The organism is Mesorhizobium sp. M7A.F.Ca.US.005.03.2.1 (genome assembly GCF_003997795.1).
Classification (GTDB): domain Bacteria; phylum Pseudomonadota; class Alphaproteobacteria; order Rhizobiales; family Rhizobiaceae; genus Mesorhizobium; species Mesorhizobium ciceri.
This window is the reverse complement of the sequence record NZ_RZRP01001259.1, coordinates 1-1,238: the sequence shown is the minus strand read 5'-3', so window position 1 is coordinate 1,238 and position 1,238 is coordinate 1. Positions and strand designations below refer to the sequence as shown.

The 1,238-nt window shown below is 64.9% G+C and carries 1 protein-coding gene and 1 pseudogene; both read left to right on the top strand.

Going from position 1 to position 1,238, the window contains the following annotated elements:
- Nucleotides 1–720: D-glycerate dehydrogenase (locus EN991_RS36815; RefSeq protein WP_164769689.1), on the top strand; the 720-nt coding region annotated here is incomplete at its 5' end.
- Between the two features lie 123 nt (nt 721–843).
- Nucleotides 844–1,238 (top strand): annotated as a pseudogene (glyA, locus tag EN991_RS36810) (serine hydroxymethyltransferase); the annotation flags it as partial.

Here is a 1,238-nt window from a genome sequence, read left to right as displayed (position 1 = left end):
CACATCGACATTGCCGCTGCCAGCGCAGCAGGGCTGATCGTCACCAACACGCCCGCCGTGTTGACCGATGCCACCGCCGATCTCGCCATGACGCTGCTTTTGATGTGCGCGCGCCGTGCCGGAGAGGGCGAGCGCGAGCTGCGCTCCGGCAAATGGACCGGTTGGCGGCCGACGCATCTCTGCGGCACCCAGGTCAGCGGCAAGACCGTCGGCATCATCGGCATGGGAAGGATCGGCCAGGCCATGGCCAGGCGCTGTCACTTCGGCTTCGGCATGGAGGTCGTCTTCTTCGACAGCCAGCCGGTTCCCCACCCCGGCATGCCGGCGCGGCAGCTGGCGACTGTGGACGAGGTGCTGGCGGCCTCGGATTTCGTGTCGCTGCATTGTCCGGGCGGTGGCGAAAACACCCGCCTCATCAACGAACGTCGTCTTGCCCGCATGAAGGAATCAGCCTTCCTGATCAACACCGCGCGCGGCGATGTGGTGGATGAGGACGCACTGGTCCAGGCGCTGCGTGAGCGTCGGATTACTGGTGCCGGGCTCGACGTGTTCGAGACGGAGCCGTCCGTGCCGCGCGCCTTGACGGAGCGTGAAGATGTCGTGCTGCTGCCCCATCTGGGTAGCGCCACCAGCGAAACGCGCATCGCAATGGGCATGCGGGTGATCGACAATCTGTCGGCCTTCTTCGAAGGCCGCACCCCGCCTGACGCAGTGAACTAGCTCCCCGTTTCAGTTCCAACACCAGGCATGGCGACGCCGAAAACCGTGTCCGCCTTTTGCCGCCAGGAGACGAGCAGAATGACCGGCTTTTTCCAGAGGAACCTCAAGCTCCAGGATGCGGTGGTCGCCGATGCGATTGCACGCGAGATGGGCCGGCAGCGGTCCGAAATCGAGCTGATCGCATCCGAAAATATCGTTTCGCCGGCTGTGCTGGAGGCACAAGGCTCGGTGATGACCAACAAATATGCCGAGGGCTATCCGGGGCACCGCTACTACGGCGGCTGCCAATATGTCGATCTGGCCGAAGCGGCTGCCATCGACAGGGCCTGCCGGCTGTTTGGCGCGGCGCACGCCAATGTGCAGCCGCATTCCGGCGCCCAGGCCAATGGCGCGGTGATGCTCGCCATGCTGAAGCCGAGCGACACCTTCATGGGTCTGTCGCTCGCCGCCGGCGGGCATCTGACGCACGGTGCCCGGCCGACACTGTCGGGAAAATGGTTCAACGCCGTGCAATACGG